The sequence below is a fragment of the Streptomyces sp. NPDC087263 genome (assembly GCF_044744645.1).
Lineage (GTDB): Bacteria > Actinomycetota > Actinomycetes > Streptomycetales > Streptomycetaceae > Streptomyces.
In genome coordinates, this window is record NZ_JBIUYT010000005.1 from 427,492 (window position 1) to 451,846 (window position 24,355).

General features: G+C 69.9%; 23 protein-coding genes and 2 pseudogenes. 12 read left to right on the forward strand and 13 right to left on the reverse strand.

Translation table 11 applies throughout. The features are described from left to right. Positions 1 to 2 precede the first annotated feature (2 nt). Positions 3 to 695 carry an urea ABC transporter ATP-binding subunit UrtE gene (gene urtE, locus ACIPC1_RS19040; RefSeq protein ID WP_402518804.1) on the forward strand — a complete coding sequence of 231 codons (693 nt, stop codon included), beginning with the start codon at positions 3 to 5 and terminating at the stop codon, positions 693 to 695. A gap of 155 nt (positions 696 to 850) precedes the next feature. After that, entirely contained in the window at positions 851 to 1,912 is a 1,062-nt protein-coding gene (locus tag ACIPC1_RS19045) for an acyl-CoA dehydrogenase family protein (protein WP_402518377.1), read from the forward strand. A gap of 1 nt (position 1,913) precedes the next feature. Here the strand turns inward: ACIPC1_RS19045 and ACIPC1_RS19050 are convergent, their stop codons facing one another. The 6 genes from ACIPC1_RS19050 to ACIPC1_RS19075 form a co-directional block, all read right to left on the reverse strand. Further along, positions 1,914 to 3,056 (reverse strand): LLM class flavin-dependent oxidoreductase, encoded by a 1,143-nt coding sequence (locus tag ACIPC1_RS19050; RefSeq protein ID WP_402518380.1) that lies wholly within the window; start codon positions 3,054 to 3,056, stop codon positions 1,914 to 1,916. Between the two features lie 13 nt (positions 3,057 to 3,069). Then, a complete protein-coding gene (locus tag ACIPC1_RS19055) occupies positions 3,070 to 4,254 on the reverse strand; it encodes an SfnB family sulfur acquisition oxidoreductase (protein ID WP_402518381.1) in 1,185 nt (394 codons plus the stop codon). Positions 4,255 to 4,258: 4 nt separating this feature from the next. Then, a complete protein-coding gene (gene ssuE, locus ACIPC1_RS19060; protein WP_402518383.1) occupies positions 4,259 to 4,813 on the reverse strand; it encodes an NADPH-dependent FMN reductase in 555 nt (184 codons plus the stop codon). 56 nt (positions 4,814 to 4,869) lie between these two features. Beyond that, positions 4,870 to 6,087 (reverse strand): acyl-CoA dehydrogenase family protein, encoded by a 1,218-nt coding sequence (locus ACIPC1_RS19065; protein WP_402518385.1) that lies wholly within the window; start codon positions 6,085 to 6,087, stop codon positions 4,870 to 4,872. Positions 6,088 to 6,146: 59 nt separating this feature from the next. Beyond that, positions 6,147 to 7,268, reverse strand: a complete 1,122-nt coding sequence (gene sfnG, locus ACIPC1_RS19070; RefSeq protein ID WP_384377175.1) for a dimethylsulfone monooxygenase SfnG — start codon at positions 7,266 to 7,268, stop codon at positions 6,147 to 6,149. A 215-nt stretch (positions 7,269 to 7,483) separates the two neighbouring features. Beyond that, entirely contained in the window at positions 7,484 to 7,567 is an 84-nt protein-coding gene (locus ACIPC1_RS19075) for a putative leader peptide (protein WP_384377178.1), read from the reverse strand. 137 nt (positions 7,568 to 7,704) lie between these two features. Here ACIPC1_RS19075 and ACIPC1_RS19080 point away from each other — a divergent pair, with 137 nt between their 5' ends. After that, positions 7,705 to 8,640, forward strand: a complete 936-nt coding sequence (locus tag ACIPC1_RS19080; protein ID WP_402518386.1) for a LysR family transcriptional regulator — start codon at positions 7,705 to 7,707, stop codon at positions 8,638 to 8,640. Here ACIPC1_RS19080 and ACIPC1_RS19085 read toward each other — a convergent pair. Beyond that, positions 8,615 to 9,055: a hydrolase gene (locus ACIPC1_RS19085; RefSeq protein WP_402518388.1), complete on the reverse strand. Its 441-nt coding sequence runs from the start codon at positions 9,053 to 9,055 to the stop codon at positions 8,615 to 8,617. The genes ACIPC1_RS19080 and ACIPC1_RS19085 overlap by 26 nt on opposite strands. A gap of 374 nt (positions 9,056 to 9,429) precedes the next feature. On the opposite strand from ACIPC1_RS19085, the gene ACIPC1_RS19090 reads away from it, so the two are divergent. Together ACIPC1_RS19090 and ACIPC1_RS19095 are read left to right on the forward strand one after the other, a co-directional pair. Then, a complete protein-coding gene (locus ACIPC1_RS19090) occupies positions 9,430 to 11,685 on the forward strand; it encodes a carbohydrate-binding protein (RefSeq protein WP_402518390.1) in 2,256 nt (751 codons plus the stop codon). A gap of 120 nt (positions 11,686 to 11,805) precedes the next feature. Continuing rightward, on the forward strand, positions 11,806 to 12,246 hold the full coding sequence (locus ACIPC1_RS19095; RefSeq protein WP_402518392.1) for an SPW repeat protein: 441 nt from the start codon (positions 11,806 to 11,808) through the stop codon (positions 12,244 to 12,246). A 93-nt stretch (positions 12,247 to 12,339) separates the two neighbouring features. On the opposite strand, the gene ACIPC1_RS19100 is transcribed toward ACIPC1_RS19095, so the two are convergent. Further along, entirely contained in the window at positions 12,340 to 13,107 is a 768-nt protein-coding gene (locus ACIPC1_RS19100) for an ArsR/SmtB family transcription factor (RefSeq protein WP_402518394.1), read from the reverse strand. A gap of 135 nt (positions 13,108 to 13,242) precedes the next feature. Here ACIPC1_RS19100 and ACIPC1_RS19105 point away from each other — a divergent pair, with 135 nt between their 5' ends. Continuing rightward, positions 13,243 to 13,782 carry a hypothetical protein gene (locus tag ACIPC1_RS19105; protein WP_402518396.1) on the forward strand — a complete coding sequence of 180 codons (540 nt, stop codon included), beginning with the start codon at positions 13,243 to 13,245 and terminating at the stop codon, positions 13,780 to 13,782. Between the two features lie 42 nt (positions 13,783 to 13,824). Here the strand turns inward: ACIPC1_RS19105 and ACIPC1_RS19110 are convergent, their stop codons facing one another. Next, entirely contained in the window at positions 13,825 to 15,261 is a 1,437-nt protein-coding gene (locus ACIPC1_RS19110; protein ID WP_402518398.1) for a hydrolase, read from the reverse strand. 277 nt (positions 15,262 to 15,538) lie between these two features. On the opposite strand from ACIPC1_RS19110, the gene ACIPC1_RS19115 reads away from it, so the two are divergent. Both ACIPC1_RS19115 and ACIPC1_RS19120 read left to right on the forward strand, forming a co-directional pair. After that, positions 15,539 to 15,820 carry a GlsB/YeaQ/YmgE family stress response membrane protein gene (locus ACIPC1_RS19115; protein ID WP_402518401.1) on the forward strand — a complete coding sequence of 94 codons (282 nt, stop codon included), beginning with the start codon at positions 15,539 to 15,541 and terminating at the stop codon, positions 15,818 to 15,820. A 382-nt stretch (positions 15,821 to 16,202) separates the two neighbouring features. Beyond that, on the forward strand, positions 16,203 to 17,084 hold the full coding sequence (locus ACIPC1_RS19120) for a GNAT family N-acetyltransferase (RefSeq protein ID WP_402518402.1): 882 nt from the start codon (positions 16,203 to 16,205) through the stop codon (positions 17,082 to 17,084). 45 nt (positions 17,085 to 17,129) lie between these two features. Here ACIPC1_RS19120 and ACIPC1_RS19125 read toward each other — a convergent pair whose 3' ends face one another. The 4 genes and pseudogenes from ACIPC1_RS19125 to ACIPC1_RS19140 form a co-directional block, all read right to left on the reverse strand. Then, positions 17,130 to 17,924, reverse strand: coding sequence for a GNAT family N-acetyltransferase (locus ACIPC1_RS19125; protein WP_402518405.1), 795 nt, complete (start codon positions 17,922 to 17,924; stop codon positions 17,130 to 17,132). A gap of 135 nt (positions 17,925 to 18,059) precedes the next feature. Further along, positions 18,060 to 18,260: pseudogene (locus ACIPC1_RS19130) on the reverse strand (catechol 2,3-dioxygenase); the annotation flags it as partial. Then, positions 18,250 to 18,518: pseudogene (locus tag ACIPC1_RS19135) on the reverse strand (PIG-L family deacetylase); the annotation flags it as partial. The pseudogenes ACIPC1_RS19130 and ACIPC1_RS19135, both read right to left, overlap by 11 nt. 136 nt (positions 18,519 to 18,654) lie before the next feature. After that, positions 18,655 to 19,305, reverse strand: coding sequence for a GntR family transcriptional regulator (locus ACIPC1_RS19140; protein ID WP_402518407.1), 651 nt, complete (start codon positions 19,303 to 19,305; stop codon positions 18,655 to 18,657). A 166-nt stretch (positions 19,306 to 19,471) separates the two neighbouring features. On the opposite strand from ACIPC1_RS19140, the gene ACIPC1_RS19145 reads away from it, so the two are divergent. From ACIPC1_RS19145 to ACIPC1_RS19160, 4 genes are read left to right on the forward strand one after another with little or no spacing between them, the layout of a single operon-like run. Then, on the forward strand, positions 19,472 to 20,152 hold the full coding sequence (locus tag ACIPC1_RS19145; RefSeq protein ID WP_402518410.1) for a DUF998 domain-containing protein: 681 nt from the start codon (positions 19,472 to 19,474) through the stop codon (positions 20,150 to 20,152). Then, positions 20,152 to 22,266 carry a glycosyltransferase gene (locus ACIPC1_RS19150; protein WP_402518413.1) on the forward strand — a complete coding sequence of 705 codons (2,115 nt, stop codon included), beginning with the start codon at positions 20,152 to 20,154 and terminating at the stop codon, positions 22,264 to 22,266. Before ACIPC1_RS19145 ends, ACIPC1_RS19150 begins: the two co-directional genes overlap by 1 nt. Then, positions 22,235 to 22,978, forward strand: a complete 744-nt coding sequence (locus tag ACIPC1_RS19155; RefSeq protein WP_384376747.1) for a response regulator transcription factor — start codon at positions 22,235 to 22,237, stop codon at positions 22,976 to 22,978. The genes ACIPC1_RS19150 and ACIPC1_RS19155 overlap by 32 nt, the downstream gene beginning before the upstream one ends. Beyond that, positions 22,978 to 24,105, forward strand: a complete 1,128-nt coding sequence (locus tag ACIPC1_RS19160) for a sensor histidine kinase (RefSeq protein ID WP_402518415.1) — start codon at positions 22,978 to 22,980, stop codon at positions 24,103 to 24,105. The genes ACIPC1_RS19155 and ACIPC1_RS19160 overlap by 1 nt, the downstream gene beginning before the upstream one ends. The last annotated feature ends 250 nt before the right edge of the window (positions 24,106 to 24,355 follow it).

Here is a 24,355-nt window from a genome sequence, read left to right on the forward strand (position 1 = left end):
TGATGCTGGAGATCGACGACGTACGCGTCGGCTACCACCGCAGCTCCGTCCTGCACGGGGTCTCCGTCGAGGTCCCGCACGACGGCGTGGCAGCCGTCCTCGGACACAACGGCGCCGGCAAGAGCACCCTCCTGCGAACCGCCGTCGGACTGCTCACCCCGCAGAGCGGCACCGTCCGTCTCGACGGTGAGGACATCACCCGGCGAAAGCCCCATGAGCGCGTGGCCCGCGGCATGGCGTACGTCCCCCAGGGACAGCAGGCCTTCCCGCACCTCACGACCGCGGAGAACCTCCAACTGGTCGCCGACGGGCGAGCGCGCGGCAAGGAGGCGGTCGCGGAGGCGCTGGACCTGTTCCCGGCGCTCCGGACCCTCTCAGGTCGGCGGGCCGGGCTACTCTCCGGTGGCCAGCGGCAGCAACTCGCCATCGCCCGCGCCCTGGTGACGAGCCCTCGGCTGCTCCTCCTCGACGAGCCCACCGAGGGCATCCAGCCCTCCGTGGTGGCCGAGATCGAGGAGACGATCCTCGCCCTCGCCGCCCGCGGCGGGCTCTCCGTCCTCCTGGTCGAGCAGCACGTCGGCTTCGCGATGCGGGCGGCGCAGCGGTACTACGTCCTGGAGGCCGGACGGGTCACGTCCTCGGGCGAGGGCGGACAGGAGGCGGAGCGGTCGGTGCGGGAGGCACTCAGCGTGTGAGGGGTTCAGCCTGTGAGGGACGCGTGCGCCGCCGGCGGCCCACCGGCCCCCTGAGCGCACGCGCGCGCTCCTCCGGTCGATGGCCAGGTTCCCGGTGCTCCCCGTGTGGAAGGTTGAATCGGCACCGGACACCTCGATCCCGGGAGATTCCTCCGATGAGCACCACACCGCATCCTCTCGTCACCCGCGCGCGACGCCTCGCCGCCGAGGTACTGGCGCCCCAGGCGGAGCGGGTGGACCAGGAAGGTGTGCCGACGAGCAGTATCGAGGCGGTCAAACGGTCCGGGCTGCTGGGGGTGAGCGCGCCGGTGGAGTACGGGGGGTCGGCGGCGCCCGCTGCGGTGGCCCGGGAGACCGCCGAGATCCTGGCCGGGGCGTGCTGCTCGACCTGGTTCGTGCAGACCCAGCACCACACACCGGTGCAGATGCTCACCAAGGCTCAACTCCCGTTGCGAGAACGGCTGTTGGGACCGCTGGCGGGTGGGCAGCTGTTGTCCGGGGTGGCGTACGCCCAGTTGCGCGCCCATCCGCGCGTACCCGTCCGGGTCACCCGCGAGCGCGGCGGCTGGCGCTTCGACGGGACGGTGCCCTGGTACACGGGCTGGGGGCTCAACGACGTGATGCTGCTGGCCGGAGTGACGGAGGGGGACGAGGCGCTGTTCGCGTTCACCGAGGCGCGTGAGCAGCCCGGCCTGCGGCCCTCTCCCCCGATGCGGCTCGCCGCGCTCACCGCCTCCCGGACGGTCTCCCTGGAGCTGGACGGCCTGTGGCTGCCGGATGACGCGGTGGCATTGCGTACCCCGTACGAGACCTGGGCCGTCACCGACCGCCCGAGGAACACCAACGCCTCACCGGCCGTCTTCGGCGTCACCGCGTCGGCACTCGGCCTGCTGGAGTCGTACGACGGCGACCCCGCCACGAAGGAGACCGCGCGTGCGCTGCGCGGTCGCCTGGACGAGGTCAGGCAGCAGGCGTACGAGCTGGCCGACCACCCGGTGCCGACCGAGCGCGTCGACGAGCGGCTGGCGGTCAAGACGCGGTCGTACGACCTTCTGCGCGCGGCCACGACCGCGGCGGTCGTGGCCGGTGGCGGGCGCTCCATCGACCTGGGCAGTCCGGCGCAGCGGCTGGCGCGCGAGGGAATGTTCCTGCTGGTGCAGGGGCAGACGGCCGAGGTGCGGACGGCGCACCTCGGTTCGCTCGGCTCGCCCGGCTGACTCAGCTCGCGAAGGGCACCTGTGCCGCCGGAGCGGCCGGCTTCGCGAACGGGTGCTGCCACAGGCCCTGTGCGGCCAGTCGCGGCAGGACGCCCTCGCCGAACCAGTACGCCTCCTCAAGGTGCGGATAGCCGGAGAACACGAACTCGTCGATACCGAGGCGGTGGTACTCGGCGATACGCTCGGCGACCTCGTCGTGGCTGCCGACCAGGGCCGTGCCCGCGCCCCCGCGGACCAGCCCGATCCCGGCCCACAGGTTGGGGTGGATCTCCAGGCCGTCGCGGCTGCCGCCGTGCAGCGCGAGCATCCGCTGCTGGCCCTCGGACTCACTGCGTCCGAGTCCGGCCTGTACGGACTTCACGGTCTCCGGGTCGAAGCCGTCGAGGAGCTTGTGGGCCTCGGCCCAGGCCTGCTCGGAGGTGTCGCGGGTGATGACGTGCAGCCGGATCCCGAAGCGGACACTGCGACCCTCCTTCTCGGCGAGGCCGCGTACCCACGCGATCTTCTCGGCGACCTGCGCGGGCGGCTCGCCCCAGGTGAGGTAGACGTCCACGTGACGGGCGGCGATCTCACCGGCGATGGGTGAGGAGCCGCCGAAGTAGATCTCGGGAACCGGGTCGGGTACGCGGGCCAGCTTGGCGTCCTCGACCTTGAGGTGTTCGCCCGCCAGGTCCACGGTCTTGCCGTCCCACAGGTCCCGGACGATCTGGAGGAATTCGCCGGTACGGCGGTAGCGGGCGTCCTTGTCGAGGAAGTCGCCGTAGGCACGCTGCTCGTGGCTCTCGCCGCCGGTCACCACGTTCAGCAGCAGGCGTCCGCCGGTCTGCCGCTGGAAGGTGGATGCCATCTGCGCGGCGAGCGTGGGCGAGACGAAGCCGGGCCGGAAGGCGACCAGGAACTTGAGCCGTTCGGTGTTCTGGCTGACCATCGCGGTGGTCAGCCAGGCGTCCTCACACCAGGCGCCGGTGGGCGTGAGCGCGCCGACGAAGCCCAGGTCCTCGGCAGCGCGGGCGATCTGGCTCAGATACACGACCGTCGGCGGCCGGTCCCGTCCCGAGACGGTCGCCGGGGTGCCATGGCCGCCGCCGACGACATGCCGACTGTCGCCGTTGGTGGGCAGGAACCAGTGGAAGGTGAGGGACACGTGAGGTCTCCGTTCAGAGCAGGCCGTGCCGAGGGGGCTTCGTGCCATTGAGTACGTAACGGCCGATGTGCTGGATCTTCCAGCGTGCCGGGTCGTGCAGCGTGTGGGTCCGGGCGTCGCGCCAATGCCGGTGCAGGTTGAGTGAGTTGAGGGCCGAGCGGGTGCCGGACACCTCGAAGAGTGCGCCCGCCACCTCCAGGGCGGTGGTGGCGGTGTGCACCTTCGCGGCAGCCACCGCGATCGACGCCTCGGCAGCCGAATCCTCGTCGAGGTCCTCACGAGCCGCGTCGACCGCGCGGGCAGCCGCGCCGAGCAGCGCCTCGGACGCCCGTACCTGGATGGCGAGTTCACCGAAGCGCTGGATGAGCAGCGGATCCTCGGCAGCGGTGTCGAGACCGCTCTCGAACCAGGGCCGGCTCTTGGTGCGGACGAACTCGACGGCCTCGGCGAGGGCGCCCGCGGCGATCCCGGCGTCGATGGCGGCGTGCAGCAACTGTGCGACGGCGCCGTGGAGTTGGGGACCCTGGAAGGTGAGGTGGTGTGGGACGACCCGGTCGGCGGGGACTGCCACGCCGTCCAGGCGGACGGTGCCGCTGGCCGTCGTACGCTGCCCCATGCCGTCCCAGTCGTCGACGACCGTGACGCCGGCGGCGTCCCGTGGGACGTACGCGACGTGCAGATTGTCGTCCTCGGCGCGGGCGAGGACGGGGATCCAGTCGGCGAAGAGCGCGCCGGTGGAGTAGTGCTTGACGCCGGTGAGCACGTAGGAGCCGTCCGGGCGGGGTTCCAGGCGGGTGCGGATGTCCTGGACGTGCTTGGTGCCCGCTTCCGACTGGGCGTTGCCGAAGCGGCGCCCGGCCAGTACCTCTGCGAAGAAGAACTCCCGCTGCCGTGCTGTGCCCTGACAGCTTATCACGTTCACGTACACGAAGTGGTTCTGCGGGATCTGCGCCAGGCTGGCGTCGGCGGAGGCCAGCAGCCGGAAGATCTCCGCGAGGGTCTCCTGGCGCACGTCGGCGCCCCCGTACGCGGCGGGCACGGTGACGGCGAGCAGCCCTGAGGCGGAAAGCCGCTCCAACTCCGCTCGCGGGAGCCTTCGTTCGGCATCCCGCGCCGAGGCACCGGCGCGGAACTCGTCGGCGAGCGCGGCGGCGACGGCCAGCGCCTCGACGTCGTCGGCGATCACTTTGGCGGTCATGGTGTCAGCCTGTCGCAGCCAGCAAAGGCGTGCGGCCGAGAGCCGCCGAGAACTGGTCGACCACCTGGGCCAGGGCCTCGGCGGTGCCCGGCGCCACGGTGATCCTGCCGTCCTCGCCCGTCGTGATGTCCTTGTCGAGGGTGAACCAGCCCTGGACTATGTGCGCGGCGCCCATGGAGTTGAGGACGGGGCGGAGCGCGTAGTCGAGGGCGAGGACATGCGCGGTGCTGCCCCCGGTGACCAGCGGCAGCACGGTCTTTCCGGTGAGCGCGTACTGCGGGAGCAGGTCGAGCAGGGCTTTGAGGACGCCGGAGTAGGCGGCCTTGTAGACGGGGGTGGCGATGACGACACCGTCGGCGCGGGCGAAGAGTTCGGTCGCCTCCACGATGGCGGGGTGCTTGAAGTCGGCGCCGAGCAGGGCCTCGGCCGGGATCGTGCGGACGTCGAGCGGGATGACCTCGTGGCCCTGCGCCGCCAGCCGGGTGTCCAGGTGGCGCAGGAGTTTGGCGGTGCGGGAGGCGACGGAGGGGCTGCCGGAGACGGACAGGACGGTGGCCATGGGCCCTCTTTCTGCGGAGTGGGGCGCCTCCCGACGGAGGCGCCCCGGGCGAGCGGTCAGGAGTACCAGGTGGGTTCGGGCAGTTCGCCCTCGAGTACCCAGCGGCCGACCTCGCGTCGCTTGTAGGCGACCGGGTCGTGGAGGGAGTGCGTGCGGATGTTGCGCCAGAACCGGTCCAGCCCCTCGGCGCCGGCGGTGGAGCGGGCGCCGGTCACCTCGAAGATCCGGTTGCCGATCTCCAGGGCGACGTCCGTGGCGCGGGCCTTGACGGCGGCGACCCTGACCTCGAAGTCGCCGCGCGTCTGCTCGGTGACGGCGTCGGGGTCCTCGTGCAGCTTCTGCCCCTCGGCGGCGACGGCGTCGGCGAGCGCCTCGACCGCCCAGAGCTTCGCGGTGAGGTCGCCGTAGGTGTCGATGACGTACGGCTCGTCGACCGCGCGCTCGTAGCCGCCGTGCAGCCAGGACCGGGTCTTGGTGCGGGTGTAGGTCGCCGCGGTGTCCAGGGCGCCGGCGGCGATGCCGAGGTAGAAACTGACGAAGACCAGCTGGATGGTGGGGACGTTGAGGGTGTTGTAGATCCGGGGCTGGAACTCCTTGTCGACGTACCCGGCGGCGCTCGCCCAGGGAGTGCGGACCCGGTCGAGGGTGACGCTGCCGCTCTCGGTGAGGCGCTGGCCGATGTTGTCCCAGTCGTCGTGGAAGGTCAGGCCCTCGGTGTCGGAGGGCACGATCGCGAAGACGTGCCGGTCGGTGCCCTCGAAGACGCCTTCGAGGACGGTGACGTCGGAGACCTTGCTGCCGGTGGAGAAGGACTTGTGGCCGGTGAAGAGGAGGTCGTCGCCGTCCTCGGTGACCACGACGTCCTTGTCCCGCGGGTTGACGGCTCCGCCGAAGAACCAACGGTTACGGGCGGCTTCGGCCTCGACGTGCTCCCACTGCTCGCGGGTGCCGACCAGGCGGGCGGCCCAGTTCCACAGGTAGTGGTAGCCGAGGAGCTGGCCGATGGAGCCGTCGGCCTTGGCGACCTCGCGGATGACGCGGTAGGCGGTGGGCCAGTCCTGGCCCGCGCCGCCGTGCTCGGTGGGTCCGAGCAGGGTGACGAGGCCGGAGTCCTTGAGGAGCTGGATCTCCGCGTGCGGGGTCGCTCCGGCGTGGTCGCGTTCGGCGGCGTCGGTGGCGAGGACGGCGGCGACCGCGGCGGCGCGGGCGATCCAGTCCTCAGCGGTCTCCGGAGCGGGGCGGGTCTGCCAGTCGGTGGGGGTGGCGGTAGTCATGCTTGTCGACCTCTTTCGCAGAGCGGTGCGGAAGGAGCGGGGGGAGAGGGCAGAGATGGTCACGCGTGGACGGACACGGACTCGGCCTCGGACTGCGGCAGTTGGGCTTCCAGTTCGCGTACGAGGGGCAGCACCCGGCGGCCGAAGTACTCGACCTCCTCGTGGTAGTGCAGGAAGCCGAGGAGAAGGAGGTCGACGCCGAGACGCTTGTAGGCGACGATCCGCTCGGCGATCTGCTCCGGGGTTCCGATCAGGCCCGTACGGAAGCCGTCGTTGTACTGGACGAGGTCCTCGAAGCTGGAGTCCTGCCACATGCCCTTGCCGTCGGCGGTGGACTGGCCGGCCTGCTTCACGGCGGCGCCGAAGCCCTCGACGGCCTCACTGTCGGCCTTGGCGACGATCTCACGGAGGGTGTCGCGGGCCTCGGCCTCGGTGTCACGGGCGATCAGGAAGGCGTTGAGGCCGAACTTCGGTGCCTTGCGCCCGACCTCGGTCGCGGCCTTCTGGACGTCCGCGAGCTGCTCGGTGACGCCGTCGAAGTCCTTGCCGTTGGAGAAGTACCAGTCGGAGACCCGGCCTGCCATGGCGCGGGCGGCGGTGGAGTTGCCGCCCTGGAAGATCTCCGGGTGCGGGCGCTCGGGGGTGTTGAGGGGCTTGGGCTTCAGCGAGAAGTCCCTCAACCGGTAGAAGTCACCGGCGAGTTCGGTGTGGTCCTCGGTCCAGATCTGCCGCAGGGCGCGGATGAACTCCTCGGAGCGGCGGTAGCGCTCGTCGTGCTCCAGCCACGGTTCACCGAGGGCGGTGAACTCGCCCTTGAACCAGCCACTGACGACGTTGACCGCGAAGCGGCCCTTGGAGAGGTGGTCGGCGGTGGCGCCGAGTTTGGCGAGGACGCCCGGGTGCCACAGGCCGGGGTGGACGGCGGCGATGACCTTCAGACGTTCGGTGGCGAGGAGCAGGGCGAGGCTGAAGCTGGTCGACTCGTGCTGGAACTCGGCGCCGTAGCTGGCCATGTAACGGACCTGGCTGAGCGCGTAGTCGAAGCCGTTGTTCTCGGCGAGGACGGCGAGCTCGCGGTTGTAGTCGTAACCCCAGTCGGTGCGCTGCTCGATCTTGCTGGTGACCAGGCCGCCGCTGACGTTGGGGACCCAGTAGGCAAAGCGGACGGGCTCGCTGGTGATCTCTGTGGGGGTGTCGGTTGCGGATTCCGTTTCGGGCACGGAGAACTCCCGGTGTTCGATACGAGGGCATGACGAATTACGGGCCCGGCTTTTCCACGGGAATGCGGGCGGTGAAAGGGGGCGGCGGGTGCCGGAGAACACAGAGATCTACCCTGCGGGAGAATTCACCGGTGGGCAGGCTGGTCTGTGCGAAGGGGACCCTACCGTCGGGATCGTCAGGCTTCGCTACAACAGAAGGAACTGGAGACACGCGCGAGGTCGACGTGGCGTCGCCGCGTGAGGTCCGGTCGCATCTTCATGTCGTCGATCGTCGCAGCCCCCCGTCCGGACCGTCAAGGAATAGCCGACCGGTCTCGCATCCCGGACCGGTGTATTTCACGAAGGTGTGACAGGGAAACCCTTGAACACGGCCGGCCGGCGACCACATTCTGCAGGGGTGCGAATAGAGCAGCTGGAATACATCGCGGCGGTCACCCGGCTCGGCTCGTTGCGCCGGGCCGCCGAGGAACTCCACCTCTCCCAGCCCGCGCTCAGCGAGACCGTACGGAACCTGGAACGCGAACTCGGCGTCGACCTGCTGGAACGCAAGCGGACCGGCGCGAAGATGAGCGCCGAGGGGCGGGACCTGCTGCCGCACATCATCAACGTGCTGGACGCGGTCGACCGGCTGCGGGGCGCGGCGGGCGAACAGCACCGCATCAGCCGTATGGTCCGCGTCGGCACGGTGAACGCGGCGACCGTGCCGTTGCTCATCCCCACGGTCCGGGAGTTCCGCGCGACGCATCCGCTGACGCAGGTGGAGGTGGTCGGCGCCCAGCAGTCGGACATCCACCGGGCCCTGACGGAGGGCGGCTTCGACCTGGGTCTGGTGAACCATCTCGACGGCGACGACCTGCCCGCCGACTTCGAGACCACCGAGCTGCTGCGCGGACGGCCGGTGCTGTGCGTACGCCCGGACAGCCCGCTCGCCGCGCGGGACACGGTCTCGGCGGCCGACCTCCTCGCCGAGCACGAACCGCTGATCACCATGCGTACCGGATACGTCATGCACCGCTATCTGCACCGGCTCCTGGAGGGTCACGCCCCGTCCTTCTCGTACTCCACGGACGGCGCGGAGATGGGCAAGCTGATGGTCGCCGAGGGCCTGGGTGTGACGGTCCTGCCCGACTTCAGCGTGATGGACGATCCGCTGGAGCGATGCGGCGCGATCACCTACCGGCCGCTGGAGGACGATTCCACCCAGGTGGTGCTGATGCTTCAGCGCCGCAGGGCGGACTCGGTGCCCCGCGCGGCCGACGACCTGCACGAGGCGTTCGTCCGCAGGGCCCGGGAGCTGGGCGGGCGGCTCACGCCCGCCGCAGGACCCGCTTGAAGCCGATGAGCGTGCGATAGCGGTCCCGGGCGGCGAAGTCCGCCATGCCCCACACGGCCGGACGCCCCACCTCGGCACTGAGGTGCAGGACCCGGTCCTCCCCCACGACCACGCCGACGTGCGCGCCCCAGGCGTTGTCGGCGGCGTTGAGGAGCACCAGGTCCAACGGCCGGGCGTGCGCGACCCGTTCGGTGCGTCCGGTGTCGTCCCACAGATCACTCGACCGCCAGTCGGGGACGGTCAGGGAGCAGTGCCGCAGTACCTCGTAGGCGAAGAGCTGGCAGTTGGCGCCCTCCGCGAGGCCCGGCTTCTCGGCGACCGCGCGGGAGCCGGGAAAGCGCCTGCCGACGTACCGCGTCTCCCAGATCGACTCGGGCAGCCGCGCCAACGGCTCGTCCTCGCTGGGCTCCCACACTGCTGCCTCCGCCTGCCGTCACTGCGTTGCACCGGTACCCGCTTTACCGGGACGACTTTTTTCAAGCCTTGACTTAACACCAAGGATATTGCTTGGATCTGCCGCATCGGTGGGGCGGGAGGGAGTTGCCGTGGTGGCTGTCGCCGCATCAGGACGCATAGGTACACCCCTCTGTCGGCTGCTGGACGGCACCGGCACGACCACCGACTCCGAATACTTCGTGGAGGCGCGCCGGGTCGTCGGGACGTATCCGGCGTCGCGGCGTTCCCTCTTGAACCGCCCGTTCACGCCGCGCCGTTGGCGGCGGAACGGTCGCGTGCCTCTCGTTCAGCGCAGCGCCACCCCCCTCTCATCCACCGAGCCCAGGAGCAGCTGTGAGACGTACTCTCACCGCGATCGCGGCCATCACTGTCACGACACTGTCCACGCTGGTCGGCACGGGTCCGGCCGCGCACGCGGACCTCGCCGCCGACGGGTCGGCCGGGAACGGCCAGGTCGTGACCGGCACCTACTCGACCGGCGGTGAACAGGCCTGGCAGCCGCTGCCGAGCGTCCGGACAGGCACTGGTTCCGGCGGCTCCGTCGATGCCACCGTGGTAGTCGACCCCAGTGCCGCCCGGCAGGAGTACACGGGCATCGGTTTCTCCCTGGACGAGACCAGCGTGTCCAACCTGTGGAAGCTCACACCTGCCAAGCGTGAGGAGGCCATCCGGCTCCTTGTCGACCCCAAGACCGGCGCCGGCCTGGACCGGTTCCGGCTGACCATCGGCAGCCCCGACCTCATCGAGCACCTCCCGTTCTGGTCGGAGGACGACCTGCCCGCCGGTGTCACCGAGGACTTCGGTCTGAAGTACTTCTCCATCCAGCGCGACATCGACCTGCACATCATCGACACGATCAAGCTCATTCAGCGCTACAACCCCAAGGCCACCTTCTTCGCCTCGGCGTGGAGCGCACCGGCCTGGATGAAGACGAACAACCGGTTCACCGGTGAGGTCACGCTCAAGCCCGGAAGCACCACGGACTACTACCAGGCCGGCAAGTTGCGCGACGACTGCATCGACGTCTTCGCGCGGTACTACGTCAAGTTCATCCAGGCGTACGCCAAGAAGGGCATCCCTGTTGACGCGCTGACTCTGCTGAACGAGCCGGGCATGGACGTCGTCTACCCGGCGATGGACATCAGTGTCGAGCAGCAGCAGAAGCTGACCCTGGCGATCAAGCGTGAGTTCCAGAAGGTGCAGCTGAGCACCGAGCTGTATGTGCACGACTTCAACTTCTGGGACTGGCGCGACCCCAACAGCACGGCTACCAAGAACTACTACCGCATCTTCGAGGACGCCCCGGACGGCTCGGTGACCGGCGAGGAGGTCCGCGACGCGTCGGACGCCATCGCCTTCCACCCCTATTGGGGGGACCCGAGCGTCATGCGTGACGCCTATGAGGAGACGGGAAAGCCGGTCCATCTCACGGAGACCAGTGATCTGGCTCCCTCGACGATCCTCAACGACTTCCGCCTCGACGCCGGTTCCTACATCCTGTGGGCCCAGGCCACCGACCAGGACGGCGGGACCCTGCACTGGACGCCTTCCCGCGACAACAACATCGACTGGGACCAGGTGGCGGCCACCACCAAGTGGCCGGACCGGCTGGTGAAGGTGAACACGCTCACGAAGGACTTCACCGTCCGCGACGAGCTGTACGCGATCGGACAGTTCTCCAAGTATCTCTCCCCGGGTGACGTGCGCCTGGAGTCCAGCGCCGCGGAGCACGGTGTCAGCAACGTGGTCTACCGCTCCGGGAACGGCACGTTCACCGCCGTCCTCGGCAACAGCGCCGGCACCGACAGCAAGGTCCGGGTCGTCCTCGCCGACCAGACGTTCGTCGTGACCGTTCCGGCGGGCTCCTTCGCCACCTACCGGTGGAAGGGCAAGGTGCCGACGGGTTCCCACAACCACGCCCCGGTCTTCGCGCAGGCCACCGATGTCGTCGCCGACCAGTACGGCACCGCTAGCCTGCAGTTGAAGGCGACCGACCGGGACGGGGACCGGCCGGCCTACTACGCCACCGAACTGCCGGGCGGCGTCACCCTCGACCCGGCGACCGGTCTGGTCACGATCCGTCCGGCCGTCGCCGGCGAGCAGGACCTGACCTTCTACGCCACCGACGGCAGGGCGCACGACGAGGTGACCGTCCATCTCACCGTGCGGCCGCACGCGGCCCCTGTGGGTCAGAAGATCGAGGCCGAGTCCTACACCGGTCAGCAGGGCTGGCCCGCGGACGGCAGCAACCTCATCGAGAACAACCCCGCCGCAAGTGGCGGCAAGAACGTGGGCTGGACAGCTGCCGGCAACTGGCTCACGTACGCCGTCGATGTCCCGCAGGCAGGCTCCTACGATCTTGAGCTGCGCGTCGCCAACGGCACGGACACCACGGCGGCGAACGCCGTGTCGTTCCGCGACGACAGCGGCACCACACTGGCAACGGCATCGGTGCCCGCCACGGGCGGCTGGGGGACCTACCAGTCGGTGCACGTACCCGTCGACCTCCGGGCCGGGGAGCAGACGGTCACCGTCTACTGCGAAACCGGTGGCTTCAACCTCGACTACCTGCTCATCTCCACCGGCTGACGCACCTCCCGCTACACATAAAGAAGAAATAAGAGCACAATGGGGTGAACGCGGCACTTACCGCATACCGGACCAGAGCGGTCGGGCCGAGAGATCGAGAGAGCTCTAAGGAGACGAGTCATGGCCAATGTCTCGCACCCCAGGGGTGACATCAGCAGCCACCCGGACGTCGGCGAAATGCGGGATCGGTATGCCCGCGTGGTCGGCGCCCGCGATGTGGCACTCGTGGACGGGCCGGTGTTCCTGCTCGGCCTGTACTGCGCAGTGTCCCCGTGGATACTCCACTACACGACAAGCCAGCCCGCCCTCGTGGCGCACAACCTCATCATCGGCATCGCGATAGGCCTGCTGGCGCTCGGATTCACCATCACGCCGGAGAGGATGTACGGCCTGAGCTGGGCGATCTGCGCAATGGGCGCGTGGATGATCATCTCGCCGTGGGTCGTCGGCACCAGTCCGGACACCGGAGTCGTCCTCAACAGCATCATCATCGGCGCACTGGCCGTGGTGCTGGGCGCGCTGTGTGCGGTCACGGCCAGGGGCAGCGCACCTCGGGCGTAGCCGGCAGGACGCGGCAGCGAGCCACGGAAGGGAACCCGGCCGGGGGCCGGCCCGCCTCACGCGGGCCGGCCTCTGCGCTGCCCCGTCGACGCGTCAGCTGCTCGGCACCAGCCACGGCTCCTGCGGCAGCGGGCGGCCGGTCTCGAGCAGGGACTTCAGGTTGGACAGCACCGCCGGCCAACCGGAGCTCACGTCGTTCAGCGCGCCCTCGTCGGCCAGGTCCTCATGGGTCACGGTGAGCCGGACGATGTCGGCGTGCGGCCGGATGTCGTAGGTGACCCTTGAGTACCGGTCGGCCTGCCCCTCGTCCTCGGGCGCGGCCCAGGTGGCCACGAGCCGGGTCGGACGCTCGCTCTCCACGACGGTGCCCACCACGTCGGCGATGCCAGAGCCGTCCGTACGACGGTGTTCCCAGCGGGAACCGGGCTGCCAGTCCGAGACGTTGCTGTGGCCCCAGTACGCGGCCGTCAGGTCCGCGTCGGTGAGTGCGTCCCAGACCTTCTCGGGTGTGCTCTGGATGTAGATGACGTACACATAGCTCGGCTTGTCGGTCATGACTTCCTCGGCTCGTCGCTTGAGTGCACTGAGCGCGCGCAGCCGCGGGCGCTCGAACTTGTCGATCCATCGCTCCTGGATCTCGTGGAGCGGCACCGGATTGAGGTAGTGCAGCTTCTCCCGCCCCCGCCGCACCGTGCTGACCAGGTTCGCGGCCTCCAGGACCGCCAGATGCTGCGTCACCGACTGGCGCGTCATGTCGATGTGCTCGCACAGCTCACCCAGCGTCTGACCGCTGTGCGCGTGCAGCCGGTCCAACAGCTGCCTCCGCGTCTCATCGGCCAACGCCTTGAACACCTGGTCCATCCCGGGCTGATTCTCCGATCGCACACTCAAAGTTATGCAGGCAATTACCTGCATGTCAAGCGGCAGTCATGGCGGACATGCGCGACCGGACGCGTATCGATCGCCCGGCGGACCCCGGGCTGGCACGCTTTTCGCATGGACCAACCGGAGGTACTGCTCATCGGCGGGCGCGCGGGCGTCGGCAAGTCCACCGTGGGCTGGGAGGTCTCGGCGCGGCTGAGGTTCGCCGAGGTCGCGCACGCGGTGATCGAGGGCGACTTCATGGGATACGTGCATCCGGCGCCGGACGGCGATCCGCACCGCGCAGGGATCACCGAGCGCAATCTCCGGGCGGTGTGGGGGAACTTCGCCGAGCTCGGCCACCGGCGCCTCGTCTACACCAACACCGTGAGTGTGCTGGCCGAGTCGGCGAGCCTGTTCCAGCGGGCGATGGGCGGAGAGGTACGGATCATCCGCGTGCTGCTGACTGCCACCGACGACACCACGGCCCGGCGGCTCAAGGGGCGGGAGATCGGCTCCGAGTTGGAACGCGAGATGGCGAACAGCGCCCACAAGGCACGGCTGTTGGACGAGCGGGTGCCCGCGGACACCGTGCGGGTGGCGACCGACGACCGCACGGTGGTGGACATCGCGAGTGAGGTCGTGGCCGCCACCGGGTGGGTTCACGCCGGGTGACACGGGCGGGCCCGGACTCGGGCCCGCCCCTTCGCGCGTCGGTCAGCTCACGTTCAGGGCCGTGTCGTCGATGACGAACGACGTCTGGAGAATGGAGCCCTCGACGCCGGTGAACTTGACGGTGACCGTCTGCCCGGCATAGCTGCCGAGGTTGAACGTGCGCTGGGTGTACCCCGTCGCGGCGTTCAGGTTCGAGTACGTGGCCGGCGTCGCCAGGACCGTGCCGCTGCTGTTGAGAACCTGGGCCTTGAGGGTGTCGTACGCCGTGCTGGTGGTTGTCTCTGCCGTGTCCACGTGGAGGTAGAAGCTCAGGGTGGCCGCGCAGCCGGCTGGGATGGTCACCGACTGGGAGAGGGTTTCGGTATTGGCTGCGCCGTTGCCGTTCAGCCAGGCCTTGTAGGAGCCGGTGCGGGCGGCCTGACCGGTGGCGGTGGTGATCACTCCGCTACTGGCGGTCCAGGACGAACTGCCGGACTCGAAGCCGGGGTTGGCGAGGAGCTGCGCGGCCGTGCAGGTGCCGCCTCCGCCGCCACTGTCGCTGGTTCCCGCGAGCCACTCGGTGGCGTTCAGGGCGAGCGCGGCATTGGTGCCGGCGGTGTCGTTCCAGCCGTCATACAGCGTGTTGCCCGACTGGCCGGTGCCGTCGTCGATGGGTGAGCTGTCGCCCCAGAACGCGACCCGGCCGCTGCCGAAGGTGCTGGTGGCGAAGAAGGCACCGGTGTTTCCGGAGTAACCGGAGCGGTAGAGGAGGCCCTTGACCGCGGCGTTGGCGGTCGGGCTCAGGGTGGCCGTCGTGCCGCTGCGAATGATGCTGCCGGTGACCTTGCCGAAGGAACCGTTCAGGACCGGGTCGGTGGTGCTGGAGATGGCCCTCGGGTCCTCGGTGCCGACATTGAGCGTGTCGACGGTGAACCCGAACGGGTTCGTGCTGTCGACGCTGTTGTTGGCCATCAGGTCGTTGATGACCTCGACCGCGTCCTCGCCGTCGTTGTTGCGGTCGGATCCGGTGTGGTCGGAGACGAGGAAGAGGCCGCCGCCGTTCTGCACGAACGTCATGACCGCGGTCTTCTCGGCGGTGCTCAACAGGATGTTCGGTTCGGGCAGGACGAACGTGTCGAAGTTCTGCAGGTCGGTCGCGGCCGTGGTGCCGTACGTGATGCTGCTGCCCGAGGGAAGCGTCTTCAACGAGTAGTTGCCGGTCTTCTGGAGGGCGACGCCCCACGCGGAGAGCGCTCCGGTCCAGTCGGTCTCGGCCGACGGTGTGGAGTCCTGGCCGAGCGGGTCCGGCTGGCTGGTGCCGATGATCCAGTCGGCGTTGCCGGCGGTCTCGGCCTTGGTGTTGTCGAACAGGATGCGGTGCGGGGTCGCCGCGGCGGCCGCGCCCGCGGTGGCCGTCTGGACGGCGGCGCCCGTCAGGAGCAGCCCGAACGCGGCCAGCGCGGTGGTGAGTCTGTGGCGGGACCTTCTGAATCCGAGCATCCGGCAAAACCTCCGTGAGGGGTGGGAGAGGCGGTGCGGGCGCCAAGTCTGCGCGCGTAGAACGGGGCTTGGCCGTCCTCCGGGCAACAGATTATTGAACGGTACATGACGAGAGGGGGGCTGAACAGGAGGCCGCCGGAGCACGCGCCCGGTCGCGCGAAGGCCAGACCAGTGCCTGTCGAAAGTCGGTCGGGTGCCGGTTGAAAGCCGAGCGGACTGCCCGCGCATCCAGCGGGCACACGCATAACTACGAGGGCAACGACAAAGAGGGGCGGAGATGGAGATCTCAGGCATCATCAGTGCCATCATCATCGGCATCATCATCGGCGTACTGGGCAGGCTGGTCGTCCCGGGGCGCCAGCGCATCGGCATCCTGCTGACAATCGTCGTCGGCATCATCGCCGCGTTGGTCGGCGCCGCGATCGCCAACGCGTTCGACGTGTCCGACACCAACGGCATCGACTGGATCGAGTGGCTCATCCAGATCGGGCTGGCCGCACTGGGCGTGGCGGCACTCGACCGCTCCGGCGGGCGAAGCAGGGGAAGGGTTCGGCGCTGAGGGCGGAGCGGGCGCAGGTCGGACGGGGGGACTCGCCGCTGAGGGCCGAGCGGACCCTGGTCCGGCGAAGGACTCACCACTGAAGGCCGAGCAGGCCCTGGTCCGGCCAAGGACTCACCACTGAAGGCCGAGCAGGCCCTGGTCCGACCAAGGACTCACCACTGAAGGCCGAGCGCGCGCAGGTCTGGGGCGCGCAGGTCGGGCGCGCGCAGGTCCGGCGAAGGGTTCGCTGCTGAGGGCCGAGCGGCGGGCCCGGCTTGTCGCGCCGTCGCCAATTCTCTTGCCGGGCGCGTGCCGTGGCGTAATTTCCTTGCGCGTCGCTCTCCGTGGCGGCTAGGTTCTGCGGGCTTCCCCGCACCCACCCTGCCGCCACGGAGAGCCCTTGCCCCCGCGCATCACACCGCTGACCGATCCCGAGATCACACCGTCGAGCCGACGCCTGGCGTGGCTGGCCTCCGACGCCGACGGTGTTCCGCTGGGCTCCGCCTTCCTGCGGCTGTTCACGAAGGCGGGGCAGGAACATCTCGCGGAGATCGAGATCGCCGTACATCCGGATGAGCGGCAGCAGGGGGTGGGCGGTCTCCTGCTGGACGCGGCTGTCGCCGCGGCGCGGAGCGAGGGGCGGCGGTCGCTCGTCGCGCAGGCCGGGGACGGCTCCCCCGGCGACCGCTTCCTGGCGGCGCGCGGCTTCCACCGGGTGCTGGCGCTGACGTACGCGAGGCTGCCGCTCCCCGACGTGGACCTCGCCCGGATCAACGGGATCGTCCAACACCCGCACCCCGGCTATGAGTTGACGCACTGGGACGGCGCCGTGCCGCCCGCGCTGGCGCGGACCTTCGCCGACTCTCGCCGGGCCATGGACGACATGCCGATGGAAGACACCGACTACGGGACGGTCGGGTGGGACGTGGAGCGGGTCCGGTCGGTGGCCGACGCCGTCGCCAAGCGCGGCGAGCTGCTCCACACCGTCGCCGTGGTGGACCGCTCGGACGGCTCGATCGCAGGGTTCTCCGAGCTGGTCGTGCCGGGCGACGGCCGCGGTGACGGTCAGCACTACGGCACCGGCGTGCTGCCCGAGCACCGCGGGCACGGCCTCGGGCTGTGGATGAAGGCGGAGTCGATCCGTCAGGCCCGCGTACGGCACCCCGAACTCGGCGGCCTGCTCACCGACACCGCCGACAGCAACGCGCCCATGCTCCGTATCAACGACGCGCTCGGCTATCTGCCGACGCACAGGGCCGTGGAGTACCAGCTCACGCTGTGAGCGACGCCGGGCAGCGGCTGTTCCCCGGTCGCGGGGCCGACGGCTCTACGCGGACCCGGCGTCGTCCGGTGCGTACACGTACGGCGTCGTCGTGGTCAGCGGCTGGAAACCCAGGCGGGCGAGGACGGGGCGGCTCTGGCTTGAGGCGTCGACCTGGACGTAGCGGTAGCCGCGGTCGGCGGCGACGCGGGCACGGTGGGCGACGAGGGCGCGGTAGATGCCGCGTCCGCGCCAGGCCTCGACGGTGCCGCCGCCCCAGAGCCCGGCGAACCGCGCCCCGGGCGGAAGTTCCATGCGGGCCGCGCTGACCGGAACGTCACCCGCGAGGGCCACCACCGCGACGACCGTGTCCTCGTCGCCGGTCAGCTGGGCGAGCAGCTGGTGGCGCAGCCGCGTACCGTCCGTGCCGAACGCCTGCTCGTGCACGTCGGCCACGAGGTCCACGCCCGCGCGGTCGGTGACCGGAAGGAGCCGTACGCCCTCGGGCGGCTCGGCGTCGAGCACGAGATCGCCCAGTTCGGCGATCATGAGCGTCTCCTCGGGCTCGGCGATGAACCCGGCATCCCGCAGCCGCTGCCCGAGGTCCTCCGGCTGGTCATGTCCGTAGAGCTTCCACTCGAAAACGAGCCCGAGTTCGGTGAAGTACCGGATCTGCTCGGCGATCGCCGCGTCCGCGCTCCCCTCGTCGAGATCCGACCAGGTCACCCCGCTCCAGCCCTGCCCGGTGCTCACCTGTCGCACCACCTTGCCGGTGTGCTCGATCCGGGCACCTGGGGCGTCCGGCCGCGCCCCCTCTCGCATATCCCGGTCGAACAAGGCAAGTACCGCAACGTGATCCATGGGATCACTCCAGCATCCTGGGGCGGCCAGGGCAATGGCATAACGTTCTTGAACCACACCCCGTACGGACTTCGTCTCCTTGATCGCACGCGCAGCGTTGGTTCCGATTCTCGCTGTACGAGACCGTCGTTGCCGTCAGTCGACGGGCGGTGTGCCGTGCGTGTGGAAGGACTCGATGGTCTTCAGCCCCAGGCCCGCCCCTTGGCCCGCTCTTTCCTGGTCCAGGTGATCAGCGGCCAGTCGGGGGCCAGCACCAGCCGGGTGAGCGGGTTGCAACAGCTCGACGCGGTTGCCGCCCGGCTCGTAGACGTACAGGAAGAACGTCTGCTGGATGGCCCCGGTCGCCGTTGTACGGGTCCTCGACGGGGTGGGTGAGCACGACGTCGGGCTGGATCTCTCCTCAAGGTTCCTGCCCTCGCGCCAGGCCTTGGCGGACTCACCGCGTTCACCGAAGGTCAGGCACGCGATGGTGGTCTTCTCTCCGCGGGAGGCGGCCAGGGCGATCGCGCCCCCGGCCCGCCACACGAAGTCTCCGGCGTGCGCGGTGACGACAAGCGTCGATCGTGAGGCGACGGGCACGGAGCCGTGCGTCATTGCTCATCTCACCTTGGTGGACAGGTGTGCGCCCGCCTCGGCCGCGTCAGTCGCCTCGGCCGTGTCGGCCGTGTCGGCCGTGTCGGCCGTGTCGGCCGTGTCGGCCGCTTTGGTCGCCTCGGCCGCTTCGGCCGCCTCAGTCGCGCAACGCGTCGATCACGCTGCTGAGGTGGGCGCGGACGGCTGCCTCGGCCGCCTGCGGGTCCCTGGCCGTGATCGCCTCGATCATGGTCAGATGCTCACCCAGGGACTGCTGTGGCCGGCCCGGCCTCAGTGCGAGCTGGAAACGGTGGCGCACCAACTGCGCGTTGAGCCGCTCCACCAGCTCCACGGCGACCTGCTGGCCGCTGAACTGCCTTACCCGGGCGTGCACTTCGTGATTGAGCTCGGAGTAGGTGATCGGCTCGCCGTCGGCTACGGCCTTGGTCATCGCCTTGCCCAAGTCCGTGAGTTCCGCGAGCTGTTCGTCACTGGCGGCGACGGCCGCCTTCGCCGCGCACAGCCCTTCGAGGGCCATACGGCACTCGGTGATGGCCACCGCTTCCTCGACCGTCACCACCCGCACCCGTGATCCACGGTTGCGGATCCGCTCCACCAGTCCGTCCGACTCCAGCTCGATCAGCGCCGCCCGGACGCTGGCCCGTGTCACACCGAACTGCTCGGCGAGCTCGTTCTCCACCAGCCGCTGGGCAGGTGCCATGTCGCCGCGCAGAATCGCCTGCCGCAACTGCGTGAGCGCATGCTGCTTGGCCTGCTCTCCGGTGCTCGGACGGGCTTCCTTCGGCATGCGCCCTCCCTGAGTGAGTGCCTGTCGAAGCTAAATTCAGTCCGCCGAGATTGTCAACAATTTTGTTCTCGATATTGCCGCCTCATGGAAGCTCCAGCAGCCACCTCACGGAAGCTTCATACGGCGAGTGGTACCGGCCTCATCGGCCGCCCGTTGTCTGACGGTCATGCACGTTCTCCTCTCACCGCAGGTCGCCGCCGGTCGCGGTGGTCACAGACAGCTGGCCTCGGCGGCGCGCACCGCTCTCACCGGGTCGGTCGCGCTGGCCGCACTGCTGCACCTTGGGTGGTCCGAGCAGGTCGATCCGGTCGGCCAGACGCTCAGCGACTACGCGCTGCACGACGGCGCGGCGACCCTGTTCACGGCCTGTGTCGCATGCGCCGCGGCGGGGTCGGCCGCGCTGCTCGCCGCACTGCTCCGCAGCCGACTCCCCGTCGGAACCGTCGCGCCGGCGGCGCTGGCGGTGGGGTGCGGGGGGTTGTCGCTCTGCGCGGTCTTCCGCACCGATCCGGCGGGCGGCGCCCAGTCCCTGAGCGGACTGGTTCACCGCCACGCGGCGGGCGCCTCGCTGGCCGCGCTGCCCGCCGCCGGTCTGCTGCTGGCCCGTCGGCTGCGCGGTCACCGGTCGACGAGCGCGCGGGCACGACGAATACGCCACCTGTCCTGGGCGAGTTCGGGGGCCGCGCTGCTCTTCCTCGGTACGCATGTGAGCGCGAGCCGACCACGTACGCCGGGATCCGTCCCGGCGGCCCGGCTGCTCGGGCTGGCCGAGCGGGCGACGCTGGGACTGGAGATCGCCCTGCTGTTCATGATGGCCGACGCACTGCGCACCTACCGGAACCGCTGATGACCGAACTCGCCATCGTGCTCAGCGTGTTGAACGCGTGCTGCTATGCGGCGGGCGCACGGCTCCAGTACGACGCCACGCATGGCACATCGCCCGGCGGGCCGACAGCCCTGTCGGCCGTCGTACGGCGGCCTCGCTGGCTGGCCGGTCTTGCCCTGCTGGGGACGGGTACGACGCTGCACATCACCTCCTTGCGGCTGGCGCCCGTGACGGTCGTGCAACCGCTGGGTGTGGGTGCCGTCGTGGTGAGCGTGCTCTGGGGGCTGCGGGTCCGCCGTGTCGGGCTCGACCGGGCGACGGGGCTGGCGCTGGCCGCGATCGTCGCCGGAACGGGTGCCTTCGCGGTGATCGCTTCGGGTGCCACCGTCACCACCTCCGTCACGACAGCGGCGCAGTTCCAGGCCGGGGGCCTGGTCCTGCTGATCGTGGTCTGCTGTGCCGGGCTCTCCAACCTGCTGTCCGGGCAAGGGCGTTGTGTGGCACGTGCCGTCGGTGCCGGGAGCGCGTACGGCTGTATGTCGGTGCTGCTGCGGGCGACGGGCGAGGAGTTCACGTCGTCCGGTGTGAGCGGTGCGCTGTGCGGCACGCTCGCCGGACTGGCCCTCGTCGCCCTCGCCGGTTTCTGGCTCACGCAGGGCGCCCAGGCCGCGGGGCCGCCCGAGGTCACCGTCGCCTGCCTGACCCTCGTCGATCCGTTCGTCGCCGTGGTGATCGGGGTCGGTCTGCTCGGCGAGGCCCCCGGGCTCTCCTTGGCCACCGTCGGCACGGGACTCGGCTGCTGGGCGCTCGCACTCACGGGGGTGCTCCACATCACCCGCTCCACCTCCTTTCCCCACCTCACCTCGGGTCGCCGACCCTCAGCACCGCAGGAGTACGTCATGCAGCGCCCTGGCCCTTGGCGCATCGTCATCGGCGCCGACACCTTCCCGCCGGACGTGAACGGCGCCGCGAACTTCGCCCAGCGGCTCGCCGAGGGGCTCCTGGGCCGGGGTCACGAGGTCCACGTCGTCTGCCCCGCGACGGAGGCGGGTCCAGGTACCGCTGTGGAGAAGGGGATCACCGTGCACCGGATCGCCTCCCACCGCACCCCTTTCCATCCCACCTTCCGTGTCTGCCTGCCCTGGCGGACCGCCCGGCCCGTGACCCGGCTGCTGGACCGGCTCTCCCCCGACGTGGTGCACATCCAGTCCCACTTCGCCGTCTGCCGGACGCTGGCGACCGCCGCACACCGGCGCGGTACACCCGTGGTGGCCACCAACCACTTCATGCCGGAGAACCTCCTGGGCTACACCCGGCTTCCGGCCCGGCTGACCCGCGCGGTCTGCCGGTTCGCGTGGCGTGACCTCGTCCGTGTCTTCCGCCGCGCCCAGGCCGTCACCGCGCCCACCGCACGGGCGGTGCGGCTGCTGCACGACAACGGGCTGCGCGTCCCGGCCAGTTCGGTGTCCTGCGGGCTGGACCTGGAGCGCTTCTCCCAGCCCTCCGTGGACACCGGTGGCAGGGAAGCGCAAGTGCTGTTCGTGGGCCGGCTCGACAAGGAGAAGAACGTCCATGAACTCCTGCGTGCGCTGGCGCTGCTGCCGGGCGTGCGGGGCGAGATCGTCGGAGAGGGCTCCTGCCGCCGCGCACTGGAGGAACTGGCCAAGGACCTCGGCATCGCGGACCGGGTCACCTTCCACGGACTGGCCACCGACCAGGAGGTACTGGACGCCTACGCCCGGTGCGACATCTTCTGCATGCCCGGCACCGCCGAACTGCAGAGTCTGGTCACCATGGAGGCGATGGCGGCCGGCAAACCCGTCGTCGCGGCCGACGCGATGGCCCTGCCGCATCTGGTCCACCACGGCCGCAACGGCTACCTCTTCCCACCCGGTGACGTGAGTGCCCTCGCCCATGCCCTCACCAGGCTTCTTTACGATCCCGTGGCCCGCCTGCGGATGGGCGAGGCCGGCCGCGAAATCGTCGCCGAACACGACATCCGCCGTACGCTGGCGGCGTTCGAGGACCTGTACCTCCGGGCCGCCGGAGGATCCGCAGCAGTGGCCGGGGCCCTTGCCACGCCTGTGACGGAAAGTGAGCACGATGAGTACACAGCGCGTTCTGGTCGTCGATGACGAACCCAAGATCCGGATGACCGTACGGGGCTATCTGGAGGCGGACGGGTTCCAGGTGGTGGAGGCCGCCGACGGGCCCTCCGGGCTGCGGGCCGTCGCCCAGAACCGGCCCGACCTGGTGGTCCTCGACGTGATGCTGCCGGGCCTCGACGGCTTCCAGGTACTGCGCCGGATCCGGCAGTCCAGCCAGGTCCCCGTCATCATGCTCACCGCGCGGACCGAGGAGGTGGACCGGCTCATCGGCTTCACCAACGGCAGCGACGACTACGTCACCAAACCGTTCAGCCCGCGCGAACTCGCGCTGCGGGTACGGGCGATCCTGCGGCGCACCGACAACGGCCCCGGAGGGACTCCGGACGATGACGGCACACTCCGCTTCGAGGGCCTCACCGCCGATCCGGCCACGCGGACGGTCCTGATCGACGGCGACCACACGGCGGAGCTGTCCGCCCTCGACTTCGACCTGCTGGTCGCCATGGCCCGCGCTCCCGGCCGCGTGTTCACCCGGCGCGGTCTGCTCGCCCAGGTGTGGGGCGAGGACTTCTTCGGTGACGAACGACTCGTGGACGTACACATTCGTACGCTGCGCCGGGCGCTGCGCGACGACGCGAACGCGCCCCGGTTCGTGGGCACGGTGCGGGCCGTGGGCTACCGGTTCGTCGGCCGTCCCACCCAGGGCGTACCGGCCCCGAACCCACAGGACACGCCGTAGTGGCCAGGGGAAAGGACACCGCCACGCGCCCCTCCGGCATCTGGCGTGCCCGGCTGCGGCGGATCCACTCCCGCCTGTCGCTGCGCAACCGTCTGGTGCTGTCCCACGTCACGGTCCTGGTGGTGACGCTGGGGGCGACATCGGTGGCCAAGGAACTGGTCAGCGGGCCCTGGCACCACCGCGTCGACCCCGACAACATCGGCTTCTGGACCGGGGTGGCAGCCGCCGTCCTCGCAGCCGTCGTGCTGTCCCGGTTCCTGGTACGCCCACTGGACACCATCCGCGCGGCCACCCGTCGGCTCGCCGAAGGGCGTTACGACACCGTCCTCGAACTGCCCAGCGAGCCGGGCCTCGCCGCACTGGTCAACGACGTGAACACGCTGGCGGCGGCGCTCGCCGACACCGAGCGGCGGCGCGCCCGGCTGGTCTCCGAGATCGCCCATGAGATGCGGACCCCCATCACGATCCTGCACGGTCAGATCGAGGGCATGGCCGACGGCATCTTCACACCGGACGACGCGATGTTCGCCTCGCTCTCCGACGACCTGGACCGGCTGCGGCGGCTGGCGTCCGACCTGTCCAGTCTGTCGCGGGTCGAGGAGGGGGCCTTCGCCCTGCACTGCGAGGACGCGGACGTCGCCGCGCTGGCCCGCGCCACGGCGGAGCGGCTGCGCCCCCAGTACGACGACCAGAGGGTGGCCCTCACCGTCACGGCGGACTCCCCCGTCATCGCCTTCTGCGATCCCGACCGGATCGCCCAGGTCCTGGTGAACCTCCTCGGCAACGCGCTGATCGCGTGTGACGCGCACGGCGCTGTGTCGGTCTCCGTCCACAGCGAGGACGAACCGCGGCCCCGTGTCATCGTCCGCGTCACGGACGACGGCGTCGGCATTCCCGGGCACGACCTGAACCGGATCTTCAGCCGCTTCGAACGCATTGAGCACCCGGGACGGCCCGCCCCGGCCGGCGGCAGCGGCATCGGCCTGACCATCGCCCGAGGCATCGCCCGAGCCCACGACGGTGACGTCGTCGCGGCGTCGCCGGGACCGGACAAGGGGGCGACGTTCACGCTGTGGCTGGGTGACGTCAAGGTGAGGGAAGGCGGCGGGGGCACTCAACAGGGTTGATGCTCCAAGGCGTTGGGGCCCTGCGGGGGTTCTTCGCACTTCGCGAAATTGTTGACACATATGTCGACGCCCCATTTCCATAAGGTTAGGCTAACCTAAGTTCTGCGGCTCCGGGCTCGACGGAACGGATTGCTTTCGTATGCCTGAAAGTGCCTCAACTGCCCTGCGGTGCAAGGCACCTGAGACGTCGGAGCCCACTTACACAACCGCCCACTCGAACAGCGACGGAGACCCAAGGCCATGGCGCCGA

Coding starts and splice junctions, on each gene's coding strand:
- ACIPC1_RS19115 (WP_402518401.1), top strand. CDS start 15,539: ATGGAGATCTCAGGCATCATCAGTGCCATCATCATCGGCATCATCATC.
- ACIPC1_RS19075 (WP_384377178.1), bottom strand. CDS start 7,567: ATGAAGATGCGACCGGACCTCACGCGGCGACGCCACGTCGACCTCGCG.
- ACIPC1_RS19110 (WP_402518398.1), bottom strand. CDS start 15,261: ATGCTCGGATTCAGAAGGTCCCGCCACAGACTCACCACCGCGCTGGCC.
- ACIPC1_RS19055 (WP_402518381.1), bottom strand. CDS start 4,254: ATGACCGCCAAAGTGATCGCCGACGACGTCGAGGCGCTGGCCGTCGCC.
- ACIPC1_RS19125 (WP_402518405.1), bottom strand. CDS start 17,924: ATGGATCACGTTGCGGTACTTGCCTTGTTCGACCGGGATATGCGAGAG.
- ACIPC1_RS19145 (WP_402518410.1), top strand. CDS start 19,472: ATGCACGTTCTCCTCTCACCGCAGGTCGCCGCCGGTCGCGGTGGTCAC.
- ACIPC1_RS19095 (WP_402518392.1), top strand. CDS start 11,806: ATGGCCAATGTCTCGCACCCCAGGGGTGACATCAGCAGCCACCCGGAC.
- ACIPC1_RS19100 (WP_402518394.1), bottom strand. CDS start 13,107: ATGGACCAGGTGTTCAAGGCGTTGGCCGATGAGACGCGGAGGCAGCTG.
- ACIPC1_RS19150 (WP_402518413.1), top strand. CDS start 20,152: ATGACCGAACTCGCCATCGTGCTCAGCGTGTTGAACGCGTGCTGCTAT.
- ACIPC1_RS19045 (WP_402518377.1), top strand. CDS start 851: ATGAGCACCACACCGCATCCTCTCGTCACCCGCGCGCGACGCCTCGCC.
- ACIPC1_RS19065 (WP_402518385.1), bottom strand. CDS start 6,087: ATGACTACCGCCACCCCCACCGACTGGCAGACCCGCCCCGCTCCGGAG.
- urtE (WP_402518804.1), top strand. CDS start 3: ATGCTGGAGATCGACGACGTACGCGTCGGCTACCACCGCAGCTCCGTC.
- ACIPC1_RS19140 (WP_402518407.1), bottom strand. CDS start 19,305: ATGCCGAAGGAAGCCCGTCCGAGCACCGGAGAGCAGGCCAAGCAGCAT.
- ACIPC1_RS19155 (WP_384376747.1), top strand. CDS start 22,235: ATGAGTACACAGCGCGTTCTGGTCGTCGATGACGAACCCAAGATCCGG.
- ACIPC1_RS19105 (WP_402518396.1), top strand. CDS start 13,243: ATGGACCAACCGGAGGTACTGCTCATCGGCGGGCGCGCGGGCGTCGGC.
- ssuE (WP_402518383.1), bottom strand. CDS start 4,813: ATGGCCACCGTCCTGTCCGTCTCCGGCAGCCCCTCCGTCGCCTCCCGC.